This window comes from Ralstonia sp. 24A2 (assembly GCF_051783885.1).
Classification (GTDB): Bacteria; Pseudomonadota; Gammaproteobacteria; order Burkholderiales; family Burkholderiaceae; genus Ralstonia.
Genome location: NZ_JBPVZD010000003.1, coordinates 1,350,220 through 1,375,026 on the forward strand (window position 1 = coordinate 1,350,220; position 24,807 = coordinate 1,375,026).

The window sequence follows — 24,807 nt, forward strand, 5'->3', positions numbered from 1 at the left end:
CGGTGTCATAGGTAGCGGATCAAGCTAGTGGATGCCTGCGTTGTGCAGCATCGCACCGTACCCCTTGTACAAACTGACGTCAGGCAACAATTGCGTCACTGGCTCGCCCGAAACTCAATCCGCCGATTACGCGACCGCCCTTCATCGGTATTGTTGGCCGCCACGGGTTGATCCGGCCCCACACCAATCGCCGTAAGCGTGCCTTGCTCGGCACCCTTGGCAATCAGGTAGTTCTTCACCGTTTCCGCACGCGCCTGGCTCAGGTTGAGGTTCATCGCGCGGCTGCCCGAGTTGTCGGTGTGGCCGACGATCTCGATCTTGCGGCCGTTCAGGCGTGGCAGCACGGTGTACATCTCATCCAGAATCGCACGGCCCTTGGGCGTGAGCGTGGCGCTACCCGTTTCAAACTCGATGATGCGGTTGGCCAGCGTCTTGTCCAGCAGGCCCTGCTCGGACACCGCCGCCACGCGCAGGCCGTTCTTGATCGTGTAGCTCTGGCCCAGCGTGGTGGCCATGTCGCTGGTGATCTGCTGACGTTGCGCTTCGTTGCCCACATCACCGTGCAATGAAACCTGCGTGCCGTCGACGTTGAGCTGGCCGCGGTTGACCTGCTTGATGGCCGGCGACAGGATCTTCTGCACGTTGGCCGACCAGTTGGGCGGCGACACCACATTGCCCACCTCGATCTGGTCCACCACGTTGGTGCTGCCGTACAGCTCACGCAGTTTTGCCAGCACGCTGGCCTTGGTGGCTTCGTCGGGCACCGTACCGCCGGCTACGACCTGACCCGGGGTAGGCGTGGCCGCCGTTACCGTTGCAGCAGCCGGCGGCTGGTCGCCAGGGGCAGCGAAGGCGAGGCCGGGCAGAGCAGCGAGGTACACCATCAGGATCGTTGCTGGCCGGAAGCCGCGCTTGATTGCATCCAGACCCATGTTCATTCTCCGATGAAGACTTCGCGGAAGGTGTCGACCGCCACGCGCAGCGAGAGCTGCGGTTGATCCAGGTAACTCACGAATTTGGCCAAGCCGTACTCTCCGCTCACGTGCTGGTCGACCCATTCCGGATCGTCGATGTTGATGTTCTGCTCGGCGTACGCCAGCGGCGACATCACGCTGTGCAGCGTGCGCGACGATGCACCGTTGAAGCCGATGACCAAACGCTCAGCGCCGTTGATCTCGCCCAGGAACAGCGAGAGCTCGAAGTCCGCACGCTGCAGGAAGCGCGACACCAGTTCCAGCCAAAAGCTCGCCACCAAGCTGCGGTACAGCGGGTCGGCCGGCAGGGGCAGCGTGAGCCCTTTCTCCAAGCGCGACGAGCCATTGGCCATGACCGGCTGCAGCAGCGTGCCGAGTGCGAGGAGCGTGCGGCGCAGGCGGATGTTGTGGCCCTCCGCGCGCAGCATCTGCTCGAGCCCCGAGACGGTCTGGAAGTCGATGAAATCCGAGAAGCTGGCGTCGTAGGCCTGCGTGCCGTTGTCGGTTTCTACGCTGTGCTGTCCTTCGGCCAGCAGGCGCAGGCCCTCGGTGGCATCCGAGGCTTGGCCGAGCGAGATCATCTGCTGACCGGCACGCGTCCACAGGCGGGCCAGTGCGATCGGGCTGCGCGCGATGAAGCTGATCGGGCGATCGACCTCCATTGCCGCCGCCGTCAGAAACGGAAAGCGGCGCGAAGACAGGTCGCTGCTGGCCATCAGCGTGCCTGCAATCGCCAGCCGGCTCTGCGAGCCCAGGAAGGCGAATTGCACCGGCTTCCAGGTGTCGTACGTGGTCTTCCAGTCCGGTGCTTCGGCCAGCAGTTCCATGCCTTGCGCCAACCAGCGGTCGAGCGTGTCGAGCAACTGGACGTTGTTGGCGCTTTTGACGAAATCGCCACGCGATGGAAGCTTGCCGAAGTACGAAAGCTGCAACTGCGTCAGGCTCATTGTGCCGTCCCCCCTTGCTCTTCCGTGACAGCGGACCGGGTTGCGGCCTGCGTCTGAGCAGGGGCCGGCGTGCGGCCCGCCGGTGGCGAGCCAGCCGGGGCGGGTGGGGTGGAGGTGTTCAGCGGTGCGTTCATGTCGGCAATCGACGTCGGCAGGCGCAGGCCGCGCAGGCCCTGGCCCTGCGGCGAGTCGGAAGCCGTCGTGCCGCCGGTCTGCGGGCTGCTGATGATGCGCAGGCTGATGGCAACCGTCAGGCCGTCCTTTGTCCAAGACAGATCAAAGGCGCCGTCCGGGCGACGCTTGCGCTGCGCGGTGGCAATCAGGCGTTCCAGGCCGAAGCGGCCCGGCTCGTTGAGCAGCTCCACCGTGCGGCCGTCAAACGTGGTGGCCGTCACCTTCGCCCCCGGCGTGCCCTGCGGGTTCGGCCACACGAAGTTGGCCCACTGCGGCGGCGTGTTGCGATAGCGCAGTTGCTGGCCGTCGATTTCGATCGTGTATTCGGTTGCACCTTGCGACGGCACCGGCAGGATCTGGAACACCGTCTGCGGGGCGGCAGCGGCTGCACCGCCGGCACCGCCACCCGCTGCACCGCCCGTGAGCGGCGCGATCCAGCGCGTAAAGCCGGTCGTGAACTCGGGCACGAACGACAGGCCCAGATCCCCCCAGGTGCGGGCGGCAAGCATGTCGCCACGGCGCACCGACAGCGGACCGATGGTCGTGCTGGCGAACTTGGCAATCGAACCGTCCGGGCCGAACACCTGGCCGATTTCGGCTGCGCTGGCTTCGATCTTGGCGTTGGCCGAGAACGGGTACTTGTCAGCCAGCGTGGTGGCAAACGTCTGGTAGACCTGCGCGTTCCACACCTTGTTGATTTCTGCCGTGGCCGGGCGGATCACCACCGCATACGACTGCAGCAGCGGACGCACCAGCAGCGGGCGCAGCGTGGCGCGCTCGCTGTCGGTCATGCCGGTCAGCATCTGTTCATCCACGTACTTGAGCGTGTCGGCCAGTTCCGAGCCGCTGCCATCCAGCGTCTGCTGCATGAGCTGGCGCGCGCCCGGGCCCGGATCGCCCTGGTTCTTGATGAGGTTGAAGCGCGTGCGCACCTTGGACAGCGAATCCATGTAGCCACGCAGCAGCGACTTGTCGTCACGCACCATCACCACGCGGGCCAGGCCGGAGAACTCCTTGCCCACCGGACCCATCGGGATCGAGCCGGCATCGGCGATGTTGCCCGTATCGACATTGATGTTCACCTGCGACGGCGTCTGGCGTGCAAAGAGCTGCTTGAACCAGCCCAGCACACCGGTCTTGGCCTGCTTCAGGCCCGCGTTGAGCATCGACGGGTTGTCCCACGAGGTCTGGTCGTAGGCGGTGTCGAGCACCTTGCGGATCGGCGAGTTGGTCGGGTCACCCAGCAGGTTCATGCCGGTGACGGCCTGGTCGAAGCCGGTGAAGTCCTGGATGGCCACGCCTTGCATGAAGCGTTGCCACTCGCGGGCGTACTCGGTCTTGTACATCGTGACCAGCGCCTTCTGGATCTGCTCGGGGCTGCCTTCCAGCGTCAGGTCATCCCGCGCGGCCACGTTGAGCACCCAGTCCTTGGTCTGCAGCTCCTTGTTGGCGGCTTCGCGGATGGCGGGTTGCACGTAGCCGAGCCAGGCTTCCTTGGTGAAGGTGCCGGGCACGGCGTAGCTGCCGGCCACCACGCCAGCGCCGGTCTCACCGACGATGCGGGCGACCGTCATCGGGGCGTAGCGCGTGGAGGCGCGGGCCTTGATCTCGGCATAGGCGCGCTCGCGAGCCGGCATGCCGCGCACCACGCGGCGCAGGTTTTCACGCGTCTGGTCGACCAACGAGAGGTTGCCTTCCAGCATCGGCCAGTTGTCGTCGTTGACGTGCGCCAGGAAGAACGACAGGTTGCGTTCCGCCGAGCGGATCATCTGCTCGCGCGGCATGTTGCCCCGGTTGTCTTCCAGCCAGCCGCGCCAGAAGCGCGTGACTTGGTCGGTCAGGTGCGCGACTTCCACGTGGCGCTTGTCCGACAGCATCAGGTAGGTCTTGAGCGCGTTGTAGCCGTCTTCCACGTTGGTGGGGGAGGCATCGGTGTAGCGCTTGGCACCGGTCGAGGCGGTGGCCTGGTTGTTGTTGACCGGCGTATTGGCGGCGGCACCCGAGGCGCCACCCACGGTGGCGGTTGCCGTGGTCACAGACGTGGTCATCACCGCGCCGGTTTCAGGCGGTCGCACCATTGGTGCGAGCTGGTCCGGGTGCGCGTTGACTTCGGCCAGGAAGGTTTCAATCGCGCCGCCCACCGGCTTGAGCATGACCTGGCGCAGGCCGTTGTAGTACTCATCCAGCAGCTTGTGCTGCAGCGTATCGCCCTGGTACAGGCCCAGCGACAACGCGAGCGGGTGGTCGTTGCGATAGCGATCAAGCTGCTCGATGCGGTCTTGCAGCATGTCGAGCGCTTCCAGGCGGGCCTGCAGGTCGACGCGGTTCTGCTGCATCTTCACGATCTTGTCGAGGTCGGCCTGCACGTTGGCAGTCAACGTGCGGTTGCCCATGTACGACCACGTCCAGCCGCCCAGCATCAGACCCAGCGCCAGTACCAGCCCAAAGAAGGTAGCGATGCGTAGGCGCGTCTTGGCGGGGCTCGCAAACTGGCGCACCGTCTGGCGGTCCGCAAAGATCACCTTGGAGAACAGGTCGCGCAGGAAGAAGCCGTTCTTCGAGAACACCTCGCGGTTGCGCGCGGCGCCATCGGTCGACAGCCCGAACCGGCGCGCAATGCGCTCGGCCGACACGCTATTGGTCGCGCCTTCCTGCAGCGCGCTGGTGAAGTAGAAGCCGCGGAAGACCGGTTTGTACTGGAACGGGTTCTCATCAAACAGCGTGACCAGGAACGAGCGCAGCGTCGGCTTGATCGACGCAAACTCCAGCGGGAAGCTCAGCAGCCCCGGTGAGAGCTTGTTCTTCTGGTGCAGAGCGATCTGCGCCACGCTGATCTCTTTCAGGCCGTCGCACAGCTCATCAAAGCGCTGGTCGAACATGGCCGCCACATCGGGCTTGGCATCCGGCTCGAAGGGCAGGGAAGAGCCCCACACGCGGTCGCGCTCCTGCTTCTCGCTGTCGCCAAAGAATTCGGTAAAGCCGGTGATCAGGTCGGCCTTGGTGAACATCACGTACACCGGGGCGAACACTTCCAGGCGCTCGGTCAGTTCCTGCACGCGCTGGCGCAGGTTCTTGGCCAGGTTGATGGCGAATTCGGGGCGGTTTTGCGTGAGCTCCGACACGCTCACCGTCACCACGATCCCGTTGATGGGGGCCTTCGGGCGATAGCGCTTGAGCAGATCCAGGAAGCCGAGCCATTCGCGGCGGTCTTCTTCGTGCACGGAGTAGCGGCCGGCGGTGTCGAGCAGGATGCCTTCGGTGGTGAAGAACCAGTCGCAGTTACGCGTGCCGCCAATGCCTTGAATGACCGCGCCGCCCTTGTCGGCAAACGGAAACTGCAGGCCCGAATTCAGCACCGCCGTGCTCTTGCCCGCCGCCGGGTTGCCGATCACGATGTACCACGGTAGCTCATACAGCGCGGCGTCTCCCGACATCTGGCCGAGCTTGGAGCGCTTGATGGTCTTGACGGCCTCTGCCAGACGCACACGCAGGGCTTCGACTTCCTCGCGCTTGTCGGGTGTGACGGCCTTGTCGGCTGTGGCCGCTTGCTCCAGCACGCCTTCCAGCTTCTTGCTGGCCTGACGCGCGCGCCAGCGCTTCCAGAGATAGGCCACCAGCCACAGCGTCAGCAGCACACCCAGCGCGATGCCGGCCCAGACCAGGCCAATCTCGAAGGTCTGCGCGATCAGCAGCAGAAAGATGGTCAGCACGATCACGCCGAGAACCGACAGCGTGCGTGAGTTGGTCAGGAAGTTCAGGAAGCGTTGCATGTTGCCTTCGGCTCGGGAACAGTTCGGGATTCAGGATTAGGTCAGGCTCGGCACCACCGCAATGGCGCCGCGCTGCTGGATGTCGTTGGCGGTGATGGCCAGCACGGGTTTGCCGCTTTGCTGGCTCAACTGGTGCGCCACCACCACTGGCAGCAGGGCACCCGCCGCACCGACGTAGCCGCACGGCGTGCCCAGGGGCAGCAGATCGGCGGCCACGTCCAGCTTGGGAAAGCGTTCAGAGAAGATGCGTGCGACCTCCACGGTGCGCACGGGGTGCATGCCGGTGTCGGTGACGACGCTGGCGACGAGTGGCTCTGCATCGGCAGCGGCAGCAAGCGCCTCCAGCACGTGACGTACCGCGCCGCCAAGGGCTTCCAGTTGCGGCTGGCCGCGATCGGGTGTGGGTGCTTCCAGGCGGGCCACGCTGGCGCGGGTGATCGTGATGCTGGCCGGCGGGGCGTCATCCCCCGTATCAGCTGCGGGCGGGTTGGCTTGCGCTGCTTGGGCCATAACGAGGGCCGGCGCGCAGAGTAATACGCCAGCGGCGGCTTCGCCCGGCACGCGGCCATATTGGCGGTTGGCCTCGAACAACTGCTTGTGCTGCGTCAGTTGCTCCACGGCGCTGGGGCCGATCAGCGAGTCGGCTACCACCAGCATGCGCAGCACGCGTTCGTCGCTTGTGCGGTTGACGGCCTGCGTGGCGCGATCGAGCAGCAGCAGGGCATCGGCATCGCCCTTGGCTGTGATCGGCTCAAGGGTGAGGTGATCGGCGGGCCAGATCATGCCAATGCGCTGGCGCAACCAAGCATCTGCGGTGGTCTGCTGTTGCGGGGTCCACTCGCGCGGCAGCAGGGCGGTGATGACGAGCCGCGTGGCATCGAGGCCAGTGGGTTCGGGATGCTGCGCGACGGCATGGGCCGCAAGTTCTTCGGCAACCTGCCCGGCAAGCGTTAACGCGCGCAACTGTTCGTCCAGCCAGTCCACGTGTGGGTGGCGTTCCGTCAGCTCGCTGCGTAGGTCTTCGATGTCGAGGCCATCCACTGGCGCCGCAAAGATCTGCTGACCAAAGCCCTGGACGTCGGTCAGACCCGGCTGAGCACTGGCCTGCACGGCATCGACCAACGATGCCGCATCGCTGCCACCGGGGGCGCGCAACGCACTGGCGAGCAGCACGGCACGCCAGTGGCGGGTCGCATCTTGCGGGTCGGCCGGTGTGCCATCGCTCTTGGCAGCAGCAGCGGGCGCTGCGGCCGAGAGTTCACGGCCCGCGGCAACGTTGGAGCGGATGCCGTCCAGCGCGCGCTTGATGACCCAGTAGCCAATCACCATGCCCAGCGGCAGCAGGAACAGGTAGGTGACGATGTCGGCGGTGCTCGGCATGCGATTGGTGGACTGCCACCACACGATGACGGCAATCCACACCACCACGAACGCTGCCAGCAGCGTCAATCCGGACCGGAAGAGTCGTGCAGCCATGTCGTTCTCAGATGCTGCCCGTGTTGCCCTGGCTGGACAGGAGCGTGGCGCCGCAGGCGGTCTTGTCGCCGTGGCGCGCAGCCTGCTTGCCGTCGATGATGACGTTCGGATCTCCGGTGACGATGACGGTGGTGCCGTGATGGCCCTGCTTGGGGCAGGTGACCTTGTCGCCCACACAGGCGATGCCCTTGCCGCCCGTGGACGTGTTGCCCGACGCGCTGATCACCACACCGCCGTGGTCCGTCTTGTCACCCAGCAGGATGAAGGGACGTGTCATTGCATGCTCCCCGTATGTGTTCGATTCATCGATTCATCATTGGACTGGCACGTCGGGACGCTTGCCGAGTACGCCCTTGCGGCGCAGCTCCACGTGGCCCAAGTCCATCATCTTCCAGCGGCCGCCCCACACGAGGCCGACCGACTCCGCCGTTTGCCCATACAACTCGTAGCCGCGCATCGCCCACGGATCCTTCTCGCTGATCACCAGCTTGCCGTCGCGGAAGAACGCGCTGTCTGCTGCCAGGCCGTACTGGTGGTAGCTCTGATACGCCCCAGCCTGCGTGACGTTGCTGCCCATCGCCGCCAGCTTGGCTTGCCGATCGGGGCTGCGGAAGCCTTCGAGCAGCGCCATCTCGTAACCGTGTTCGTCGCGCATGATCTTGTAGACGAGCAGCAGCCGCTGGCGGAAATCGGCGTCGAGCAGGTTCCAGTCGCGGCTCGCATCGCGGATGGCCGGGCGGATCAGCTCGACCTCGCGCGTGGTGAACACCTCGGGCGGCAGCGGTGGCGGCGGGATCAGCCGTTCACCGTTGAGCAGCGCAGAGATGTGCGGGTCCGGCTCGCGCACCTGGTCATCGTCAAACTCGAACGACTGCTGCTCGCGCAGCGCCAGCGCCACGATGGGGGGCACCGACAGCACGCCCAGCGCGCCCACCAGCAGCAGCTTGCGGCGCGCTACGAACCGCTTGAACGCAGACGCATTTGACGCTGCGCTGTCTACCGACCCGCGCAACGAGCCTGCCGAGCGCGCGCCGACCACGGCCGCACCAGCGCTCAGGCGCTGCCACTGTGCGCGCACGACCGCAGCGCAGCGTTGCCGAACCGACGGCAACAGCAGCACCGCAGCCACCACCACCATGGCGACGAAGTAGAGAGCGAGAACAGCGAAAACCATACCGACCTGCGGAGCGTAGGCGTCTACATCAATTCAGCCTGATTTATATCTGTATTCAGGGATTGAAAATATTATGAAACGATAAAGATTCAGCCGATTTTTGGTTCTGTTTTATTAACAAACGATAAAGAAAGCGTGTGCCTTTCCTAACCATTTGTCTTTCAGCTAGGCCAGACTTAGAATCAGCAGCCACAACCGGAATCGGCATGTTTTGTTGTACCTGATGCTCGGACGTTGTTTTTGATACGCATACGCTCGCCGCGCATTCTATTTCAATTCTTGACCCGTGATGAGTAATAACGGCGATTTGAAAAAAGAAGGGCCTCCGACGCTCTTCAATTCCCAGTCTGAAACTGATGAGGCTGGCCATACACGCATCCTCGCGAGCCTGGAAGGCAGGGTCGGGGCAGGTGGCAATCCGCCCAAGAGTTTGGGGCGTCGCTATGGCATCGCTGCGGTCATCGCCGTGCTGTTGGCGGGCGTCGGGGCGTGGATCGTGCTGAATCCGTCGGGCGATCAGAGTGCACCGCAAGTGGCGGAACACGCTGCGCCTGCCACACCAGCTGCCACACAGCAGGCCGCGGCCGAGCCTGCGCAGGCTACCGCGCCTGGAGCGCCAGCCAGTGAGAGTGCGGCAGCCCCCGCGGCCACGATCGTCAACGTGACCCCTAACGACGAGCACGCGCTCGACAAGCCGGGCAAGGATGAGCAAACCGCCAAGGCAACTGCCGATGCCCCTGCAAAGGATGCCCATACCTCGACCACGGTGCAGCAAGCCGTGACGGCCAAATCGGGTGATACGCCGCAAGCCAAGGTGGAAACCGCCAAGCTGGTTGCAAAATCCACCAATACACCGGTCAAGGTTGCGCAAGTTACAAAGGCAAAGCCGCAAGCCGCGACAAAAGCCAAGAACCGTAAAGGCGGATTGGCGCCAGATGATCCAGATGCCGATTTGCTGGCGGCATTGCTTGCGCCGCAAAACGCCAATCAACCGGCCAATCAACCCAGTTACAAGGGGAAATAGCCGCTCGGTGGATGTCCGGAAGGGCAATCGCCGGGCGATGTTTGTGTTGCCGGGCGTTAATCAGGCGGCTGGCGCAATGCGGGACAATGCGCCGCCCACACAATGCATGCGCGCCGGCTTCACGTCATCGTTCTCACGTGATGCGCCCGTCGTTGCAGTATCGGACAGCGAATGGACGTAACGACCCTTCTCCAGAACCTCTTTGCTCCGGCGCATCGTCTGTATGCCCTGGAAGGCGAAGGCCCGCTGGCCGACCTGGCGGTGGAAGCGTGGCTCGGCCGCGAGGCGCTCTCCGATTTGTTCGAGTGGCGCGTGGTGGCCGTCAGCGCCAACGCACGCATCGCGCTCAAATCCTTGCTTGGTCAACGCGTGACGCTGGTCACGACCTTGGCCAACGGCACGCAAACCAAACGTACTGGCCTCATCCGCCTGGCAGAGAAGCTTGGCGCAGACGGCAGCCTGACGCGCTATCGCCTGACCGTCGTGCCCTGGTTCTGGCTGGCGACGCAGCAGCGGCACAGCCAGGTGTTTCAGAACCGGCCGCTGGCGGACATCTTTGAACAGGTATTGAACCCGTACGCACCGTACGCGTCGTGGCGCTATGCCGCGGGCGCCGAGGCGCGCATGAGCGACTTCGGCACGCGCAGCCACATCGCGCAGTTTCGCGAGACCGACTACCACTTCGTCACGCGCCTGCTGGCGGAAGCCGGGCTTGGCTTTACCACGGTGGAAGACGAGCAGGCGCATGGTGGCCACACGCTGGTGATCTTTGCCGACAGCACGCAGTTGGCGGAAGACACGGAATCGGCTGCCGATGGTGGTATTCGTTACCACCGTGCGCACAGCCAGGAAGAAAGCGACGCCATCCAACAACTCGCCTGCCATAGCCGCACGACGGTAGGCGGCGTGGCTGTGGCCGCATGGGACCCGGAAGGCAAGAACAGCGTGCGTGGCCATGCGCCGGCACGCGCAGGTGCCGCATCCGGCAGCCCAGACGCCTATCTGTCGATCAGCCCATCGCTGGCGCCCGACGCAGCCAACGCACAGCGCGTTGCCGAACAGGTGATGGAAAGCCTGGAGGCGCGTGCGCTGCTGTTCTCCGGCCGTGGCACGGTGCGCACGCTGCGCAGCGGCACTCGCCTGCAAGTGAGGGACTGCCCGCATCTGCCGCAAGACCCCAATGCTGACGCCAGCGCACCGTATCCGCTGCTGATGGATCTGGTCGAGCACTGCGGCATCAACAACCTGACGGCCGACACACATCTGGCGCTGGGCCAGCGGTTGGGTGGGCTTGATGCGTCGCTACTGTTCGATACGCCGCCCGACGCACCGGAATCCGGCCCCGGCGTGTTCGGCTTCCAGGAGGTGGACGAATCGGTCGAGCGCCTTGCACCCACCGGCGATCTGCTTGCTGCCGCACGCAAGCATGGCTATGTTGGCTGGTTCCGTGCGAGCGATGCCCGCCGCCCGTGGCGCCCCGCTGTGACGGAACCCGAGACGGGGCGCTTGTACGCCGCGCCTACCGCGCAGGGTGTGCACAGCGCCATCGTGGTCGGCCCCGACGGCCAGACCCAGGCGGGTGGCGACGGCGAACACCACACAACCCCTGCCGGCGAAATCCGCGTCCGCTTCCCGTGGCAACAAGGCGAGCGTGCTGACGACCGCAGCACCCGCTGGGTGCGTGTCGCGCAGCGCCAGGCTGGCTCAGGCATGGGCTGGCAGTGGCTGCCCCGCATCGGCCAGGAAGTGCTGGTCAAGTTCAGCGAAGACGACATCGACCAGCCAGTCGTGATTGGCGCGCTGTACAACGGACAGGGCGAAGCTGGTATCGCGCCCACGCCGGGTGGGCAAGGCGCATCCAGCCAGAGCGATGGCACCGCGCTCTACAAGCAAGGCAGCGACAGCGCTGCCAGCGCACAAGGCAACCTGGCCGGCGGCCATAGCCCCGCGTGGCACGGCATGGGCACCGAAGCCGAAGGCCACCGCAACGCCGCCGCGCACACCGGCTTCAAGAGTGCAGAGCACGGCGGCAATGGCTACAACCAACTCGTGTTTGACGACAGCGATGGGCAGTTGCGTACGCAGCTCGGCACCACGCAGCAGTACAGCCAGCTCAACCTCGGCCACCTCGTTCATCAGCAAGACAACCGGCGCGGCAGCTTCCGCGGACAGGGCTTCGAGTTGCGTACAGATGGGCACGCGGCTGTGCGCGGTCAAGCGGGTTTGCTGCTCACCACCTACCGTGACGCTTCCAGCGGCAAAGCTGTGCCCACCGGCGACAACGCGGCGGGCATCGCGCTCATCAAGCAAGCCAAGGCGTTGACCGCATCGCTGGGGCAAGGCGCCGTCATGCACCAGACCACGGCACTCGCCACCGCCAAGGACGACGACGCGCCGCTCGGCAAGCAAAGCAAAGCAGCGGCCGGCATGGTCGACGGCAAAGCACTGGATGCCGCCAAGCAAGACGCCAGCGCCGGCAACACCGCCACGCAAGGCAAGGTGCCGCAGCAAGGCGAAGCCATGGTGCACCTTGCTGGCCGTGCAGGTTTGGTGATGGTGGCCGGGCAAGACTTGCAGCTCTCCAACGGCGAGAGCATCGCCCTGGGCAGTGGCCAGGACACCAACCTCGCCATCGGCAAACAGGCGCGCATGCACGCCGGTCAGGCTATTGGCGTAGCGGCGGGTTTGTCCAAGGCGGGCGACAACAACATCGGACTGCAGATCACTGCGGGGCAGGACAACATCGACGTGCAGGCCCAGCACGACGTGCTCAAACTGATGGCCAAGCAAGACCTGAAGCTGGTGTCGGCCAACATGAACGTGGATTTTGCGGCGGCCAAGCGCATTCGCATCGCCACGGCAGGTGGGGCGTCGATCACGATCGAGGGCGGGAACATTACGGTGGAGTGCGCTGGGCCGATTACGTATAAGGCGGCGCAGCGGCAGTTTCAGGGGCCGGTGAATGCGGACTATCCGTTGCCGTCGTTCCCACAAAGCATCTGCGTTGAGTGCATGCTCAAGGCATTGGCGGCAGGCAGTCCATTTGCATCCGTATGACAACCCTGGGCCCATTCCAATGGTTTGGCCAAGACCAAACCGACATTGACGCCGTAGTGGCCTTCTGGCGCAGTCAGTGCGATCTCCATCGCAACGCCCGCTGGTATGCCTTGATCGACAGCGCTTTCGATCATGGTGCAGCGCCTCACAACGATCTGTCTGGTGCCGTCAACTGCTATGAGGGCGAAATCGTCGTTGGCCTACCCACGGTTGCCCCCCTGCTTGTACCGCTGAGCGTGCAAGCACCCGGCCAGGCGGCGCTGACGCGTCTCCTTGCCCATTGCAGTGGCCGCCCCATGATGAGTCTGGTAGCGAGCACGGGTACAGCGCAGGACTTGGTGAGCGCTTGGCGTTTGGCGTACTGGGCGCATCTGCCAGAATCGCAAAAAATGCTGGTGCGTTTTGCGGATACCCGAGTGCTAACAGAACTCCCGCAAATCTTGCTTGCCGACCAGTGGCGGAGCTATTGCGCCCCCACCACTGCGTGGATGGTCATCAACCGCACGGGCATGCCGTCTCTGTTGCCGAAGCTGGCGCCAGGCAACGCCGCGCAGAGACTGGAGCTAGACCAGGCGCAACTGGATGCCCTCATGAGCCGGACCCAACCCGACGCGGTTCTCGACTTCATGCAACGGGAAATGCCGGGCGCTGTTTCGCCTACATTACTGCCCAGCGAAGCGCATGCAGATATGGTGCGCACCTGCGCACAGGCGGCTGCCTATCGCGTCGAAAATCTGGTCGACATCGCCGTGTTGGCGATGGCTACGGAGGGGCTAGACACCCAATCCCCGATATTGGCGACCATACAAGACGTGTTGGAAACCCAAACCTGGACTGCCGGTAACCTAGGGCAGGTGTTGCTGGATCGAGGAGTTATTTGAAAGATACTTTTGACCGGATTCGTAGTCCATGGATTCGCTCAAGTGCCACATTGATGAAAGTAGGAAAATTGTTTCAGAATGAAGAAGCCCTCCTTGGTGCTGATGATTGCCTACTTGCTGCTTGGTTTGCCGGCCAGCGTGTTGACGGGTGGCACCATTGCCTGGCTTATTGCACGTGGTTTCTATCGGAAAGATGGGCAGGGGTATGCATGGATTTGGTACACGATATTTATTTCAATTTCCGTATACGTGGTGCTCCTAATTTCGCTTCCGTTATTTCGAAAGAAATATAGAGTGATGGGTTGGGCTGTACTTGTTTTATTTGCATTGTCGCTTTGTTTTTTGATTCGGCTGCAATTGCGGTTCATATAGAGTCTCCGCTTTTTGATTTTGTTTTTCAAGGAAGTCATTCAACGTGCAAATACCCAAGCCCTGGCTTCGCAACGCCGGTGTCGTACTTGGCGCAGGTGCTGTGCTGGCATTGGCGTGGTGGGCCTACGACTGGTGGCATGCCGGTACTCGTCGTGCGACGGCTTCCATCGTGCCCTACAACCACACTCACACCACGGTAGACAACTTCTACGTCGATGGCACATGGGGAGGTATCAGCGATGCAAAGACGGGGGGTGGGCGCAGCCTGTGTTGCGTGATGATTCCTGAACGCTGGCATGACAGACTACAGGTCACGGTCAAGTGGCAACTCGAAACTGACCCCGACTCGAATTGGCATGAGAAGCGCGTGGATGTCCCGCGTTACGACGAGCCTGGCGAGTTGCAGGTGCATTTCTATGGCGGTGACACGGTGAAGGTGGTCATCACCAACTGGGATCTGCGCAGTCCCAACAATCCGCTGCACGATGAGTGGACGAAGGAGAAGGACTGATGGGTAACCCGGCTGTTTCGATGGCACCTGCTCTGGCCAAAAGTGAGCTGCTGGCCAATTCCAAGAAAGACCTGATTCGGCGTGCACAGGCGCTCTCGTGTACGTTGCCGGAAAAGAACAAGCCTAGTTGCTCAACTACGGTCTTTCTGGGAATGTTTTTCGACGGCACGGGCAACAACCGTGACGACGACTTGCCCCAGAACAAGCAGAGCAATGTAGTCAGACTCTGGATGGCGCACCGTGACAGCGAGGACAAGAAGAGCGCCACCCCATCGGCTTTTTTTCGCTCGGAGTACGTTCCTGGCGTCGGTACACCGTTCCCCCTAGTGGGCGAAACCCAACACGAAGGGGCGAAGGCCACGGCCGGCAAGGCGGCCGCTTACGGCGGGCAGGCACGCATCTTCTGGGGGCTGCTGCAAACGCTGAACGCCTTGCATCGGGCCGTGAAGAACGGGCCGCTCGTGCCCGACAATGACGCCGGTAAGCTGGCAGCTGGGTGGAGCAGCAACCCGTGGTCGGTCGAAACGGGCAGAGCTGGTATCAAGGCAAAAGCCAAGGAACTTGCCGCGATTCTCAAAAGCGACCCCAAGCCAAAGGTGCAGCAGTTCACCGTGTCGGTATTCGGTTTTTCGCGCGGTGCCGCTCAGGCACGCGCGTTCTGCAATGCTTTTTACGAACTGTTGTGCGAACCGGCTGGTGCTGGGCACACGCTGGCAGGTGTGCCGGTGCGCATCATCTTTCTGGGCATCTTTGACACAGTGGCCTCGGTTGGCGTAATCGGGGCCGACCTGCTGACGATGGAAGGCCATCAAGCTTGGGCCAACAAGGCCTTGCGCATTCATCCATCCATTCAGCGCTGCGTGCACTATGTGGCTTCACATGAGGTGCGGGCTTGCTTCTCGCTCGATTCAGTGCGTTACAAGGGTGTGTTGCCCAGCAATTGCGTAGAGGTAGCCTACCCCGGCGCGCATTCGGACGTGGGGGGCGGCTACAGGCCCAATACGCAAGGGCGCAGCTCCTCGCCCGGCGTCGACTCGTACAATTTCCTGGCGCTGGTGCCTTGCGTCCACATGTACAAGGAGGCATTTGCTGCCGGTGTTCCGCTAAAACCCTTTGACGCGATGACCGCGCGGGAGAAAAGAAACTTTACCCCGTCCGATCAACTGCTCGACGACTTCAATGCCTACGTCGGCGCTTGCAAGGTGAGCGGCTCGACCGAGGAGGTGCTGAACCGGTGCATGGATCGCTATCGCTTTTATCGGTTTCGCAGGTTGGACTCATTCGTATCAACAGCCAAGACCCAGGGCGCGCCTGCCGATGATGCGAAGTTCCTGGAGTTGACCAACGGCCACTTCCAGTCGCAGTGCAAGGATTTCCAGCGTAAATATGCCAATGCCAAGCGCGTGGCAGATCATGACCGGGAGTTTGCGTACTACCAATGGGTGAAGAACGGGCGTCAGGGGACCTTTACCAATACCACGCCGAGCATGCGGGACAACCTGAACAAGGGCTTCATCAAGGAAGATCTGGATATGTGGGAGGCCATGCATCGGGTGGGAGAGACACCGCCGGCGCTCGTGACGTTGTTCGATAAGTATGTCCACGACTCGATGGCCGGCTTTGCACAGGATGGTGTGGATGAATTCACCATTAACCATCGTGGCCATATGCGCAACCGCACGGTTTATGACAAAGGTGGTGAATAGGCTGCTACGGCGTGCCGAGGTGGCCGGATTTGCCCGCCGTCACACAGCCCCGAGAAACTTTTCATTGGAATGGCTCGGTGAGGGCGAACAGTTTCAGTCTGCGGTGGTGCTTCGTGAGCCTATTGCTGGTACCGAGTGTTCGTTGATAGCGCTTACGGATATGCCGCAGATATGTTCGACCCGAGCGTCCCGTTTTTGCTTTACGCCCGATCATCATGATCATCTTCGCAATCGCCGCGCTCTTCATGCTGCTCGGTGAGGTGTTGCTGCTGATGACTTACGGCGCGCAGCGCCAAGACAACAAGAGCGGTAAGCCCGTAACCAGCACTGCCGCCAGCAAGAGGCAGACTGCCCGAAGCATCGCCTATACCCTGATCGGCGTGGGCGGAGTGATCGTGCTGGGCGTCACGGCGCTGGCATTTCTCTTGGTCGGCCCCTTCTTCTAAATCAATCAACCTCTCTCAGAACGATGCAATACAAAATCGCTGCAGCCCTTCTCACCGCCGTCTGGATGAACGCCAGCATCGGCGCTCAGATGACCACGACGTCTCAAGCCTCTGCCAACACCGTTCAAGCTAGCACGAAGACCAAAGCTCAGGCGAAGAAGCACGGAAAGAAGCGCTCCAAGGTCGTGCGTTCCCGCAAGAACAATGCAGCGCCGGCTCGTGATGCCGATGCAGACGTGCTCGCGCAGGTGCTGGCCTCGGACAACAAGAGTCCGCTGTGGGCAAAGCCGCAGCAGTAACGGGGCAGTCGTACCTACTAAGACATTCGTGGGAAGAGGCACATTGAACATGTACTTCCTGCACGGCCGTAAGGTTCTGCTCACGACATGAGTGCAGCTCGGGTACCAGTCTCCAACGGAGCGCGCGCCCATTGGAGGAAGTGGGCTTTTGCGCTTTCTTTTGTTGTGGGGCCCGCCATCGGCATCGTGCTGGCCGGCCTCCTCTTCCTGGTCGTGGCGTGCGTAGATCAGTCGCTGAGCTGCGGCGCGGATGATTTCCTGCTGGGCACTCTGTTATTGGGCATCTACGGCGCGCCGGCCGGATTGCTGATCACACCGCCAGTGGCCTACTGGTATTTCCTTGTTCGGCCGCGTCACCGTCGGCTGTCAGATGGCGATCAGCTTGTCGGGTCGCTTGGGGCAAGGTTGAGTCAGCGGCCTGTCCGCGGTTTCAAGGGCATCGCCCCAATGCTGCTGGGGCTGGTTCTGGTAGCGGTCGTGGCAGGCGGTCTGCTTGGCAGTTGCGAGGACAAGACCATCGCACCAAGCATCGTCGGCTACAACCATACCAACGCGGCTATTGGCCACTTTACGGTGAACGGCCGTGGTGGTGGAGGGTTTCTGGGCGCCCATCAGGGCGGCGGAAAGTTCGCGTGTTGTGCGCCCATCCCTAACCCTTGGCGATCAGGACTGACCGCGACGATTGGCTGGACTGACGAACGAGACGAGCACTACCAGGAGCGCGTTGTACCGGTGCCTGAGTACGACGCGAAGCGCACCGGGCAGTTCTCGGTGCATTTCCTGCGCAACGGAGACATCCGCGTGTTCGTGACGCTGTATGGCTTGAGGCATCCGGACTATCCGTTGAAAGGGGCGGACGCCAGCCTGGGTTCTGATGATGCATCGGCGGTTGCGCCGTAGAAGGCCATATCCCTCAGCTGTTCAATTGAAGCGCCCAATGCATGGCCACAAGAGAAAATCGAGAAGGCGCGCCGAATGGCGCTGACGCGGTGCAAAAGCGAGACTTCATTCGAGGTGTCGCGATCTTTCCCGTTGCGGCGCTGACCTGCTGGGCGATCCTGACGTTTGGCGGCAATAGCCAGGACTGGGGTGTCGGATTTCTTGCCGTGCTTGCCGCAGGTGCGCTGGCACTCGGCGGCGTGATCTGGACGCTTGTCATGGGGCTGACGCACCAGACATTCAAGATCAGCGTGCTCGGATTGATGGTCGGACTGGTGCTTGTGGGGGTTGTCGGTGGGTTTGTGTAGGCCTCTTACGGAGATGGGGCTACCCCCATGCGACGCGCGTGTTTCTGCAGTCACGCTGACGAGGACTAGATGTAAACGACAAGACCCGACCCCGGCCTACCCCTCCCCCAATGTGCTATCGTCCCCGCCACACAAATTTCACAAACACCGGGTATGCACGACGTTGTTATCAGCGGCACGGGCCTGTGGGTCGCGCCGGAGGTCATCACCAACGAGGAGCTGGTTGCCTCCTATAACGCCTACGCACAGCGCTTCAATGCGGAACACGCAGCGGCCATTGCTGCGGGCGAGCTGGCGCCGTTGTCGGAATCGTCGGCGGAATTCATCGAGAAGGCTTCGGGTATCCGCCAGCGCTATGTGATCGAGAAGATCGGGGTGCTGGACCCGGCGCGCATGCGCCCGCACCTGACGCAGCGCCCGGACGATGCGCTGTCCTTGCAGGCCGAGATCGGCGTGGCGGCCGCGCGCGAGGCCCTGGCAGCTGCCGGCCGTGACGCCGCCGATGTCGACATGCTGCTTTGCGCCACCTCCAACTTCCAGCGCCCCTATCCGGCACTGGGTGTCGAAATCCAGAACGGCATCGGCGCGGGCGGTTATGCGTTCGACATGAACGTTGCGTGCTCGTCGGCCACCTTTGGGCTGGAGCAGGCGATCAACGCCGTGCGCAGTGGTACCGCGCGTGCAGCGCTCGTGGTGAGCCCTGAGATCACCTCCGGCCACCTGGATTGGAAAGACCGCGACTGCCACTTCATTTTCGGTGACGTGTGCACGGCCGTGCTGGTCGAGCGCGCGGAAGCCACCCGCTCGACGGATGCCTGGCGCGTGCTCGGCACCAAGTGCGCGACCAGCTTCTCGAACAACATCCGCAACAACGCCGGCTACCTCTCGCGCAGCGAAGACCGCAACCCGGATGACCGCGACCAGCTCTTCCGCCAGGAAGGCCGCAAGGTGTTCAAGGAAGTCTGCCCGATGGCGGCTGAGCATATCGCCGGTCATCTGCAGCACCTGGGGCGCACGCCGGCGGATGTGCGCCGCTTCTGGCTGCATCAGGCCAACCTGGCGATGAACCAACTGATCGGCAAGCGCCTGCTCGGGCACGACGCCTCGGCGGACGAAGCGCCGGTCATTCTGGATGAGTTTGCCAACACGGCGTCGGCGGGTTCGATCATTGCGTTCCACCGTCACCGCGCCGATATGAAGTCGGGCGATCTGGGCCTGATCTGCTCGTTTGGCGCGGGCTATTCGATCGGCAGCGTCGCCCTTCAGAAGCGGTAGGCCACCGGCGGGCGATGCTCAGGTCTTGGCCGGCAGCGTCGCCCGGAAGAAGTCCAGCGCACGGCGCGCGGCCTGCGCGTGTACACCATCACGGTCCACCCCCGGGTTGTCTTGGCAGAGCCACGGCGGCAGATGTGCCACCGCACCTGGCAAGCACGTGTCCATGAACGTGTAGTGCGAGGCGCCCGGCACCAGCAGCAGATCCGCCTTGGGCAACAGCCCGGCGATGCGGCGTGCGTTGGTCTCCACGGGTACCGTCACATCGGCATCACCGGCCATCAGCGAGATGGGGACAGTGATGTTGCCGAGCGAGTTTGGGTCCATCGCCATGCCCAGCGCCGGCGCGATGGCGAAGACGGCCTTGATACGCGTATCCCGGTAAGACGCGCCCGAGCGCGCAAGCGAGGCCTCTGTTTGCGGTGTCTTCGATGCGTTGGGCTGCGGTCCGGTTTCTACGCGGCGCATCTCCGGTGGGTGACAGATGGCGTCGGCCTGCGGCGAGCCGCAGAACGCCATGAACGCCGGCACATCGGTGCGCGCGCCGGCCAACTCCAGCACCGTATAACCACCCAATGAAAAGCCCACCGCGCCGATCCGGTCGCGGTCGACATGCGCGCCGAGTGTCGCATCGGCAAGCACACCGTCGATGACTTCGCTCACATCCGTTGCGCGTTCCCACCAGAGCATGAAACCGTCGTGCGTGAGTGGCTCCAGTGCGTTGTTACCGGGGTGGTTTGTGCCTGCGACGATGTAGCCTTGCGCGGCCAAGGCGGCGGCCAGCCAGTCGAGGCTATCCGCGGTGCCGCCCGTGCCATGCGAGAGCACGAGTAGCGGGTAGGTGGCCTGCGTACCCGCAAGCGGTGCGTTATGGGCAGCAGGGTGCCCGCGAAACAGCGGGTGGCTTGGCTCACCGATGTCGTGCGGCGTTTCAGGAGCAGAGGCATCCACCGGATACCAGATGTTGGTGACGAGCGCTTCGGCGCGTGCGCCGCGCCAATGCCGTTCGACCTGCGGATGGAACACGCGAGAGGTTCCGCCTACGTGGTAGGGCGCGGCGGGCTCGGCCGCATAGGCGGCGCCCACGACAAAGACCGCCATGGCGGCGGTAAGCCAACGACGCAGCATCTTTACTCCTTGCGGATAGGGATCATCAGGTCAGTCACGCAGGCGCGCGGTAGGTGCTGGCGCGCGCCGTTGCGATACAGCTCCAGCGTGGGGCGATCGTCTGGCTCGAAGCCGTAGCTGGGCAGGCAGCGGCCATAGAGTGCCTGCATGGTCGGTGAGATCAGCGCATAGGGGCCGATGAGCCGGTGCGATGCGTAGAGGCCGCCTTCAAGGCGCATAGGCTGCAAGTCGCCTGTGATTGCACGCGGTGCATCGAGAATGATGCCGGCAAAGTACTCAAACGAGCCCGGTGTTTCCGGATCGCCATAGCAGATGCCGATGCGGTCAGGTGCATCTGGCGACGTGCTCTCGAGGCCAAGTGCCTGCCATAGCGCAATGAAGGTCTGACGGATAGTCGCGATCGGGCCTTCGTGCCGCAGGCACAGTGCATTCAGGGGCGGCTGCTCGACCAGCTCGAGCGGCGGCAGGCCGGCGGCTTCCATGGTCGGCACGATCAGTTCCTGCTGCCGGGTTTGAAAGGCGCGCGGGCTCACACCCGTGAACTCGCGGAAGGCGCGTGCGAATGCCTGTGGGCTGCCATAGCCGACGTTGAGGGCGACGTCGGTGACGGAGTCTTCTGCCCCGGTCAGGCGCTGGGCCGCCTGCGCCAGCCGCACGCGCTGCACGGTCTCGAATACCCCTTCACCGGTGAGCGCGCGGTAGATGCGATGAAAATGAAACGGCGACAGATGCGCGACCTCCGCCAGGCTCTGCACGGTGTGTGGGGCGGCGGGGTCGGCCAGGATCGCCTCGATCACGCGGGCGATGCGGCGGTGGTAGTCGCGAATGGTGCGGGGTTTCATGCTGGAGAGCATAGCCGCCCGACACGCGCCGCGCGGTGCAGCGATTGCGCAAATGTGCGCCTGCAGCGTTATCGCCCCGCCGTGGCTCGCAGGGTGGTGGCAAATGTGCGCAGCGCTTTCTTTGCCACCGGATCGGCCACGCGAGAATGCAGCACCACGCTGCGTGGCGGCAGCGGCGGCAGGCCGAGCGACTCACCCACGTCGATGGTGCCGGGCGGTGCCACGCGCCGGCTGAGCGCGGCCACGGCCACCCCGGCGGCGACTGCCGCACCGATGGTGCCCACGCCGCCGCCAACGAACACTTCCTGCCACGCAATGCTCGCTCCATCCAGCACGGTGACAGCCATCTCGCGCACGCGGCACGGCTCGGCCTGTGTGGCGAGGTAGAGCGGTTCTCCGCTGCGGTGTTCGAAGTCGGGGGCAGCCATCCAGCCGAAGGGCTCTTCCATGAGGACTTCACCGTCGGTGCGGCGGCTGTCATGGCGCAGGATCACTGCGGCGTCCAGTGCGCCGTCTTCGAACGCATCGAGAATCTCGCGCGAACTGCCGATGCGGATCTCCAGCGTCAGCGCAGGCTCTGCGCGGCGCATCTGGCGCAGCAAGCGCGGTAGTTCCGCCCCGACGATGTGGTGGCTCATGCCGACCGACAGCCGGCGCCGCTCCTCCCCAAACGAGCCGACCGCACCTGCGTGCGCAGCCACCAGGTCGCGTGCGGGGCCAAGAAAGGCGCTGCCGTCCTGCGACAGCCGCACAAGGCGCGGCGTGCGCTCCAGCAGGCGGCGGCCCAGCGCGTCTTCCAGCCGCTTGATCTTCAGGCTCACGGCGGATTGCGTGGAATCCATTGCCTCGGCGGCACGCGTGAAGCTTTTCAGGTCGGCGGTCAGTACGAAGGCCTGTACGGCCTCCAGATCAAGCATCCTCATGGTTCAATCATTTTGAAATCGAATGATTGAAATATCTTAGGATGTCTTTTTTCAATGATCAACCTGGGGCATTCTGTGGTCATCACAAACCAGGGAGTTCACCATGCCTCTCGTTCAAGCGTCGCTGCGGCGCGGCAAGCCTGCTGCCTATCACCAAGCCATTTTTGACGGCGTCTATCGCGCCCTGCGTGAGACCTTCAACGTGCCGGAAGACGACCGCTTCATGACGGTTACCGAGTTCGACGCCAGCACCTTCAGCGTCAGTCCCACCTACCTGGGCATTCAGCGCACCGACGATGTGGTCATCCTCCAGATCACCGTCAGCAACACGCGCCCGCGGGAGCAGAAGCAGGCGCTCTACCGCCGCATCGTCGAGCTGCTGCATGAGAGCCCTGGCGTGCGGCCTGAAGACGTGTTCATCAACCTGGTGGAGGTGCTGCCCGAGAACTGGTCGTTCGGCAACGGCATCGCGCAGTATGTGGCGGACAAGAGCTGAGGTGCGCCGTGCTGCTTGCCCACTATGTCCACCACCTGCCTGCGGACTACGACATGACGCGCTTGCACGAGCGTGCGCGTCAACGCGGCCCGCTGTGGGACGACGCGCCGGAACTGTTCTTCAAGGCCTTCCTGCTGCGTGAGCGTGGCGAGTTTGGCGCGACGGCCAATGCGTATTCGTCGCTGTATCTGTGGAAGCAGGACGCGGCGTTTTGCGACTTTCTGGTCAACGGCCGCTACCACGTCGTGACCGAGAGCTTCGGCCGCGCGCCCATCCACACGCAGATGGCGCTCGATGCCCGCAAGGGGCCGGCGCAGATGGCGCGCTTTGCCTATATCGAAGTCGAAGACATCGTGCCCGACGTGGGGCTGACGGATGTCTTCCGGCACGCCATCGAACGCAACCATGAGGCCGCCGCGCAAGCCGGAACGGTGGCGGCAATCGTCGGTGTGGACACCGCGGCCTGGCGGCTGACCCACGTGCGCTTGTCGGAGACCCAGCCGGGTGACAACGAGATCGCCACGTGCCACCAACTGCTGCACCTTGCGCAACCGCTGCTGGAGACGCTGCCATGACCACGCGTCAGATCCTGTTCGCCTATGTGGGTGGCGTGCTGTGGGGCATGGCACTCATCGTCGGCGCGGCGGTCACCGTGGCGGCCGTCGCGCGCGACGTGCTTCGGATGCTCAGTCCTTGAGTGAATCGCCCAACATGTCGAGCAGGAACTGCGAGCCGCGTTCGCGCGATCCGGCATCGTCGTAGCCGTCAAGGAAGGCGCCTTGCTCGGTCATGACGAGGTGTGTGCCGCCCGAGCCATCCTTGGCCGGACGCAGCTCCAGCGTGGCAAGCGAAGCAGAGATCTTGCGGTCATCGAGGTGCATCACATACGAGTAGACCACGCGCTCGTTGGGGATGACGTCGTGGTACAGGGCCTCGAAGCTGGAGACGACACCGCTGTCCCATCGGCCCTTGACGACTTCACGGCCGCCGGGCGTGGCATCCATTTCGCGCACCAGCAGCGTGTAGCCGTTGCCGCCGGCAAACCACTTGGCCTTGGCGGCTGGGTCCGTCAGCGCCTTGAACACGCGCGAGCGCGGGGCGTCGTACGTGCGCTCGACGGTGAAGGTGGCGTGCACGACCGAGCGCTTGACGCCATCGGCCAGCGGCACACGTGCGGCTTCGCGTTCCAGCTTGTCCAGGGTTTGCTTCCAGCCTTCGGGCGCGCCCTTGATCATCATCTCGGCAATCGGGGCGAGCGGCGTGTGGGTCTGCGTGACTTCCATGCGCGTGCCGCCGGATTCTTCTGCAAAAGTGACGATGGTGTGAGCGTTCATCAGAGGGCGGTTGTCTGCGTCGACCACGTTCATATCGATCACCAGACGCGCGTTGGGCACGATCTCCAGAAAGTGGCCGCGCGACCAGTGGTCTTGCCCTTCGGGCGAGCGCATGCACACGTCAAACTTGCCGCCCACGCGGAACTCCACCGTCGCGTCGGGCACCGTGTAGTGCGTCGGACAGAACCAGCGCTTGATGTGCTCGGCGGTGCTCCATGCCTTGAAGACCCAGTCGCGCGATACGGGGAAAGTGCGCGAGATCACAAGCGGGTGCAGGGTCGTGCCTGCGGGCTGGTCAATGGTTGTCGTCATTCGGTTCTCCTTGGGTTTTGAGGGTTTCCAGATAGGCGCCGAGGCGGTCGAAGTGCTGTTCCCACTCCAGGCGTCGTTGGTTGATCCACTGCTCGGCGAGGCTCAGGGCCTCGGGTTCGATACGGCATGTGCGCACGCGGCCCACCTTTTCCGATCGCACAAGACCGGAGTTCTCCAGCACGGACAAGTGCTGCATCACAGCCGGCAACGAGATGTCGAGTGGCTGCGCCAGCTCGCTCACAGAAGCTGGGCCGCGTACGAGCTGGACCAGCATCGCGCGCCGGTTGCCATCAGCCAGCGCCTGGAAGGCGAGATCGAGAGAGGTGTCATGGTTAAGCATATTGTTAACTATAGCGACTCTGAATAGTTAAGCAAGTACTTTATCTTTCGGTGGTTGACACGTCGATTTACTTCGCATACAAAGTAAAACACTTCGCATGCG

The 24,807-nt window shown here is 63.4% G+C and carries 25 protein-coding genes; 14 read left to right on the plus strand and 11 right to left on the minus strand.

Going from position 1 to position 24,807, the window contains the following annotated elements; translation table 11 throughout:
• Positions 1-95: 95 nt before the first annotated feature.
• The 6 genes from ACS13N_RS23665 to ACS13N_RS23690 are packed head-to-tail and all read right to left on the minus strand — an operon-like array spanning position 96 to position 8,515.
• Positions 96-932, minus strand: a complete 837-nt coding sequence (locus ACS13N_RS23665) for an OmpA family protein (protein ID WP_438934027.1) — start codon at positions 930-932, stop codon at positions 96-98.
• Between the two features lie 2 nt (positions 933-934).
• A complete protein-coding gene (gene tagF, locus ACS13N_RS23670) occupies positions 935-1,921 on the minus strand; it encodes a type VI secretion system-associated protein TagF (RefSeq protein WP_438934028.1) in 987 nt (328 codons plus the stop codon).
• Positions 1,918-5,865: a type VI secretion system membrane subunit TssM gene (gene tssM, locus ACS13N_RS23675; RefSeq protein ID WP_438934029.1), complete on the minus strand. Its 3,948-nt coding sequence runs from the start codon at positions 5,863-5,865 to the stop codon at positions 1,918-1,920. The genes tagF and tssM overlap by 4 nt, the downstream gene beginning before the upstream one ends.
• A 36-nt stretch (positions 5,866-5,901) precedes the next feature.
• Positions 5,902-7,341: a hypothetical protein gene (locus ACS13N_RS23680; protein ID WP_438934030.1), complete on the minus strand. Its 1,440-nt coding sequence runs from the start codon at positions 7,339-7,341 to the stop codon at positions 5,902-5,904.
• Between the two features lie 7 nt (positions 7,342-7,348).
• Entirely contained in the window at positions 7,349-7,618 is a 270-nt protein-coding gene (locus ACS13N_RS23685) for a PAAR domain-containing protein (RefSeq protein ID WP_438934031.1), read from the minus strand.
• 36 nt (positions 7,619-7,654) lie between these two features.
• Positions 7,655-8,515 carry a M15 family metallopeptidase gene (locus ACS13N_RS23690; protein WP_438934032.1) on the minus strand — a complete coding sequence of 287 codons (861 nt, stop codon included), beginning with the start codon at positions 8,513-8,515 and terminating at the stop codon, positions 7,655-7,657.
• A gap of 289 nt (positions 8,516-8,804) precedes the next feature.
• On the opposite strand from ACS13N_RS23690, the gene ACS13N_RS23695 reads away from it, so the two are divergent.
• From ACS13N_RS23695 to ACS13N_RS23745, 11 genes are all read left to right on the plus strand, one after another.
• Positions 8,805-9,539, plus strand: coding sequence for a hypothetical protein (locus tag ACS13N_RS23695; RefSeq protein ID WP_438934033.1), 735 nt, complete (start codon positions 8,805-8,807; stop codon positions 9,537-9,539).
• A gap of 171 nt (positions 9,540-9,710) precedes the next feature.
• Positions 9,711-12,596 (plus strand): type VI secretion system Vgr family protein, encoded by a 2,886-nt coding sequence (locus ACS13N_RS23700; protein WP_438934034.1) that lies wholly within the window; start codon positions 9,711-9,713, stop codon positions 12,594-12,596.
• A complete protein-coding gene (locus tag ACS13N_RS23705; protein ID WP_438934035.1) occupies positions 12,593-13,477 on the plus strand; it encodes a DUF4123 domain-containing protein in 885 nt (294 codons plus the stop codon). Before ACS13N_RS23700 ends, ACS13N_RS23705 begins: the two co-directional genes overlap by 4 nt.
• A 78-nt stretch (positions 13,478-13,555) precedes the next feature.
• Positions 13,556-13,849: a hypothetical protein gene (locus ACS13N_RS23710; protein ID WP_438934036.1), complete on the plus strand. Its 294-nt coding sequence runs from the start codon at positions 13,556-13,558 to the stop codon at positions 13,847-13,849.
• A 43-nt stretch (positions 13,850-13,892) separates the two neighbouring features.
• Complete coding sequence (locus ACS13N_RS23715) at positions 13,893-14,360, plus strand: DUF3304 domain-containing protein (RefSeq protein ID WP_438934037.1); 468 nt, start codon at positions 13,893-13,895, stop codon at positions 14,358-14,360.
• Positions 14,360-16,066 (plus strand): T6SS phospholipase effector Tle1-like catalytic domain-containing protein, encoded by a 1,707-nt coding sequence (locus ACS13N_RS23720; protein WP_438934038.1) that lies wholly within the window; start codon positions 14,360-14,362, stop codon positions 16,064-16,066. The genes ACS13N_RS23715 and ACS13N_RS23720 overlap by 1 nt, the downstream gene beginning before the upstream one ends.
• Before the next feature lie 215 nt (positions 16,067-16,281).
• Positions 16,282-16,512: a hypothetical protein gene (locus ACS13N_RS23725; RefSeq protein WP_438934039.1), complete on the plus strand. Its 231-nt coding sequence runs from the start codon at positions 16,282-16,284 to the stop codon at positions 16,510-16,512.
• Between the two features lie 23 nt (positions 16,513-16,535).
• Positions 16,536-16,811 carry a hypothetical protein gene (locus tag ACS13N_RS23730; protein ID WP_438934040.1) on the plus strand — a complete coding sequence of 92 codons (276 nt, stop codon included), beginning with the start codon at positions 16,536-16,538 and terminating at the stop codon, positions 16,809-16,811.
• A gap of 87 nt (positions 16,812-16,898) precedes the next feature.
• Entirely contained in the window at positions 16,899-17,711 is an 813-nt protein-coding gene (locus tag ACS13N_RS23735) for a DUF3304 domain-containing protein (RefSeq protein WP_438934041.1), read from the plus strand.
• A 41-nt stretch (positions 17,712-17,752) separates the two neighbouring features.
• A complete protein-coding gene (locus tag ACS13N_RS23740) occupies positions 17,753-18,058 on the plus strand; it encodes a hypothetical protein (protein WP_438934042.1) in 306 nt (101 codons plus the stop codon).
• A gap of 153 nt (positions 18,059-18,211) precedes the next feature.
• Positions 18,212-19,333, plus strand: coding sequence for a beta-ketoacyl-ACP synthase III (locus ACS13N_RS23745; protein ID WP_438934043.1), 1,122 nt, complete (start codon positions 18,212-18,214; stop codon positions 19,331-19,333).
• An 18-nt stretch (positions 19,334-19,351) separates the two neighbouring features.
• On the opposite strand, the gene ACS13N_RS23750 is transcribed toward ACS13N_RS23745, so the two are convergent.
• From ACS13N_RS23750 to ACS13N_RS23760, 3 genes are all read right to left on the minus strand, one after another.
• Entirely contained in the window at positions 19,352-20,458 is a 1,107-nt protein-coding gene (locus ACS13N_RS23750) for an alpha/beta hydrolase family protein (RefSeq protein WP_438934044.1), read from the minus strand.
• A 2-nt stretch (positions 20,459-20,460) separates the two neighbouring features.
• Positions 20,461-21,300, minus strand: a complete 840-nt coding sequence (locus tag ACS13N_RS23755; protein WP_438934045.1) for an AraC family transcriptional regulator — start codon at positions 21,298-21,300, stop codon at positions 20,461-20,463.
• A 68-nt stretch (positions 21,301-21,368) separates the two neighbouring features.
• Positions 21,369-22,223, minus strand: a complete 855-nt coding sequence (locus ACS13N_RS23760) for a LysR family transcriptional regulator (RefSeq protein ID WP_438934046.1) — start codon at positions 22,221-22,223, stop codon at positions 21,369-21,371.
• A gap of 103 nt (positions 22,224-22,326) precedes the next feature.
• Here ACS13N_RS23760 and ACS13N_RS23765 point away from each other — a divergent pair, with 103 nt between their 5' ends.
• The 3 genes from ACS13N_RS23765 to ACS13N_RS23775 are packed head-to-tail and all read left to right on the plus strand — an operon-like array spanning position 22,327 to position 23,416.
• The gene (locus ACS13N_RS23765; RefSeq protein ID WP_438934047.1) at positions 22,327-22,719 is read left to right on the plus strand and encodes a tautomerase family protein; all 393 of its coding nucleotides are present in this window, start codon (positions 22,327-22,329) and stop codon (positions 22,717-22,719) included.
• Between the two features lie 8 nt (positions 22,720-22,727).
• Positions 22,728-23,294 carry a DUF4865 family protein gene (locus ACS13N_RS23770; RefSeq protein WP_438934048.1) on the plus strand — a complete coding sequence of 189 codons (567 nt, stop codon included), beginning with the start codon at positions 22,728-22,730 and terminating at the stop codon, positions 23,292-23,294.
• Complete coding sequence (locus tag ACS13N_RS23775) at positions 23,291-23,416, plus strand: hypothetical protein (protein ID WP_438934049.1); 126 nt, start codon at positions 23,291-23,293, stop codon at positions 23,414-23,416. The genes ACS13N_RS23770 and ACS13N_RS23775 overlap by 4 nt, the downstream gene beginning before the upstream one ends.
• Here ACS13N_RS23775 and ACS13N_RS23780 read toward each other — a convergent pair.
• Complete coding sequence (locus tag ACS13N_RS23780) at positions 23,406-24,365, minus strand: SRPBCC family protein (protein WP_438934050.1); 960 nt, start codon at positions 24,363-24,365, stop codon at positions 23,406-23,408. The two genes, ACS13N_RS23775 and ACS13N_RS23780, sit on opposite strands and share 11 nt — an antisense overlap.
• Positions 24,349-24,705, minus strand: a complete 357-nt coding sequence (locus tag ACS13N_RS23785) for an ArsR/SmtB family transcription factor (RefSeq protein ID WP_438934051.1) — start codon at positions 24,703-24,705, stop codon at positions 24,349-24,351. The genes ACS13N_RS23780 and ACS13N_RS23785 overlap by 17 nt, the downstream gene beginning before the upstream one ends.
• Positions 24,706-24,807 lie beyond the last annotated feature (102 nt).

Bases quoted from the DNA above. Each gene is read 5' to 3' on its own strand.
- ACS13N_RS23665 (WP_438934027.1), bottom strand. From the start codon at position 932: ATGGGTCTGGATGCAATCAAGCGCGGCTTCCGGCCAGCAACGATCCTG.
- tagF (WP_438934028.1), bottom strand. From the start codon at position 1,921: ATGAGCCTGACGCAGTTGCAGCTTTCGTACTTCGGCAAGCTTCCATCG.
- tssM (WP_438934029.1), bottom strand. From the start codon at position 5,865: ATGCAACGCTTCCTGAACTTCCTGACCAACTCACGCACGCTGTCGGTT.
- ACS13N_RS23680 (WP_438934030.1), bottom strand. From the start codon at position 7,341: ATGGCTGCACGACTCTTCCGGTCCGGATTGACGCTGCTGGCAGCGTTC.
- ACS13N_RS23685 (WP_438934031.1), bottom strand. From the start codon at position 7,618: ATGACACGTCCCTTCATCCTGCTGGGTGACAAGACGGACCACGGCGGT.
- ACS13N_RS23690 (WP_438934032.1), bottom strand. From the start codon at position 8,515: ATGGTTTTCGCTGTTCTCGCTCTCTACTTCGTCGCCATGGTGGTGGTG.
- ACS13N_RS23695 (WP_438934033.1), top strand. From the start codon at position 8,805: ATGAGTAATAACGGCGATTTGAAAAAAGAAGGGCCTCCGACGCTCTTC.
- ACS13N_RS23700 (WP_438934034.1), top strand. From the start codon at position 9,711: ATGGACGTAACGACCCTTCTCCAGAACCTCTTTGCTCCGGCGCATCGT.
- ACS13N_RS23705 (WP_438934035.1), top strand. From the start codon at position 12,593: ATGACAACCCTGGGCCCATTCCAATGGTTTGGCCAAGACCAAACCGAC.
- ACS13N_RS23710 (WP_438934036.1), top strand. From the start codon at position 13,556: ATGAAGAAGCCCTCCTTGGTGCTGATGATTGCCTACTTGCTGCTTGGT.
- ACS13N_RS23720 (WP_438934038.1), top strand. From the start codon at position 14,360: ATGGGTAACCCGGCTGTTTCGATGGCACCTGCTCTGGCCAAAAGTGAG.
- ACS13N_RS23725 (WP_438934039.1), top strand. From the start codon at position 16,282: ATGATCATCTTCGCAATCGCCGCGCTCTTCATGCTGCTCGGTGAGGTG.
- ACS13N_RS23730 (WP_438934040.1), top strand. From the start codon at position 16,536: ATGCAATACAAAATCGCTGCAGCCCTTCTCACCGCCGTCTGGATGAAC.
- ACS13N_RS23735 (WP_438934041.1), top strand. From the start codon at position 16,899: ATGAGTGCAGCTCGGGTACCAGTCTCCAACGGAGCGCGCGCCCATTGG.
- ACS13N_RS23740 (WP_438934042.1), top strand. From the start codon at position 17,753: ATGGCCACAAGAGAAAATCGAGAAGGCGCGCCGAATGGCGCTGACGCG.
- ACS13N_RS23745 (WP_438934043.1), top strand. From the start codon at position 18,212: ATGCACGACGTTGTTATCAGCGGCACGGGCCTGTGGGTCGCGCCGGAG.
- ACS13N_RS23750 (WP_438934044.1), bottom strand. From the start codon at position 20,458: ATGCTGCGTCGTTGGCTTACCGCCGCCATGGCGGTCTTTGTCGTGGGC.
- ACS13N_RS23755 (WP_438934045.1), bottom strand. From the start codon at position 21,300: ATGAAACCCCGCACCATTCGCGACTACCACCGCCGCATCGCCCGCGTG.
- ACS13N_RS23760 (WP_438934046.1), bottom strand. From the start codon at position 22,223: ATGAGGATGCTTGATCTGGAGGCCGTACAGGCCTTCGTACTGACCGCC.
- ACS13N_RS23765 (WP_438934047.1), top strand. From the start codon at position 22,327: ATGCCTCTCGTTCAAGCGTCGCTGCGGCGCGGCAAGCCTGCTGCCTAT.
- ACS13N_RS23775 (WP_438934049.1), top strand. From the start codon at position 23,291: ATGACCACGCGTCAGATCCTGTTCGCCTATGTGGGTGGCGTGCTGTGG.
- ACS13N_RS23780 (WP_438934050.1), bottom strand. From the start codon at position 24,365: ATGACGACAACCATTGACCAGCCCGCAGGCACGACCCTGCACCCGCTT.
- ACS13N_RS23785 (WP_438934051.1), bottom strand. From the start codon at position 24,705: ATGCTTAACCATGACACCTCTCTCGATCTCGCCTTCCAGGCGCTGGCT.